Source organism: Candidatus Cloacimonadota bacterium, from assembly GCA_011372345.1.
Lineage (GTDB): Bacteria > Cloacimonadota > Cloacimonadia > Cloacimonadales > TCS61 > DRTC01.
Window position 1 is genome coordinate 1 of sequence record DRTC01000114.1, and the last position, 1,706, is coordinate 1,706.

At 38.9% G+C, this 1,706-nt stretch carries 2 protein-coding genes; both read left to right on the forward strand.

What is annotated here, in order from left to right:
- A partial coding sequence (locus ENL20_02120) for an SPFH/Band 7/PHB domain protein (protein ID HHE37351.1) occupies positions 1 to 603 on the forward strand: 603 nt, incomplete at its 5' end.
- Positions 604 to 761: 158 nt separating this feature from the next.
- Positions 762 to 1,706: hypothetical protein (locus ENL20_02125; GenBank protein ID HHE37352.1), on the forward strand; the 945-nt coding region annotated here is incomplete at its 3' end.

Genomic DNA, 1,706 nt, shown 5'->3' on the forward strand with positions numbered 1-1,706 from the left:
CAGGTAACCGATCCGGTGAAAGCAGTTTACGAGATCAATAACCTTCCTAACGCGATCGAAAAACTTACCCAGACAACTTTGCGTAATGTCATCGGTGAACTGGAATTGGATAAGACTTTGACTTCTCGGGATACGATCAATTCCAAACTGCGGGATATTCTCGACGAAGCAACCGATAAATGGGGAGTAAAAGTCAACCGCGTCGAACTACAGGACATTAATCCTCCGCAGGAGATAAAGGTTGCGATGGAAAAACAGATGCGCGCCGAAAGAGACCGACGGGCAAAGATCCTGGAAGCTGAAGGTACAAAAAGATCACAAATATTGAAGGCTGAAGGAGAAAAAGAAGCAAAGATAGCACGAGCCGAAGGAGAAGCAAAAGCAAAGTTTCTTGTTGCTGAAGCCGAAGCCAAAGCCATTAAAAAAGTTGCGGAATCCGTGGAAGCAACCGGTACGGATCCGGCTCAATACCTGCTTGCCGTTAAATATATCAAAGCTTTCAATGATGTTGTTCAGAACAATGATAAAACTATTGTTGTTCCTTATGAATCATCTGCCATGCTCGGTTCTGTTAAAGCATTGGAAAAGATCTTTAAAAGTTAGTTTTCATCTGAAATAATTCATACTTCGAGTTACAGGGAACAAGCAGCGATGACTCGAGACAATCAATATATGCAATTTTTAATAAGACGTTAAATTTTTTAGCGTCTTTTTTTTATTTTAGAATCCGATATGGTTTAGTTTAATGGAGCATATTATCAATGAATAAAAACCAGAAGAAGTTTTTTTCAAAAAAGTCAGATAGAAAATCCGGAGCATTTTTAGATAGAGGTCGGGTTCTTGCCGACCATATTCTTGTTCCTTTATACCTTGCCAATATTTTTTCGTTATTTACTTTACCAATAGGAGTTTACTCCACTTTTGAAGTGTTAAGGTTTATCTTTGTATCCTTCGCAACTTTAATTTCCATAACGATCTGGTTTTTCTCCTTCCTAATCTCGACTGGCTGGCACGAACGCGGTCATTTTATCAAAGCTATCAAAGCCACTGTTTTGAAGAATAATAACGGATTAAAGAATGACTTGTCTGCTTTGGAAAATAAGTTTACAGAAAGAAAAAGCGGCTTTATTAGAAAATTATTCTTTAAGATCGAATTCAAAATAAAGAACAACTTACTCAATGATTTGATTGAACTTCGAACTGGAATTATTACTGGAGAAAAGAAAAATTTTTTCAAGAATCCGGTCTGGAATATCAGATATTTTATGTATAATCTGAAAATAGTTTTTTTGAGCCCTTTAGGATTATGTCCGGGCATAATTCGTAAAGGTTTGAATTATTATATAGATGCACCATTTGACCTGGGAGTTGCCGCAGAGGGTCCGAAAACCAGCTGCAAATTAGGTTTCATTGGATTGATTTTAGCTATTATTTTAATACCTCTCGGAAGAATAAATTTATTACCTCTGATCGTCAACTTCGGAAGACTATTCCTCGGACTCGGAGTTGTCGGCATGCTTGATTCCTTTTTTGCAGATCCCGGCAAGTGGAAGGAATATCGTGACCGGGAAAAACTTGCTCATCAGCTTGCAGGAGAAGTCAAATCCGTAGGAGCCTGGATCGAAGAAGCACCGAAAGTGAAATCGCTTCTGCAAAACAGCCGCATCCAGGAAGTGAAGCGTAACGGTCAATTGCTCCGCGTTCCC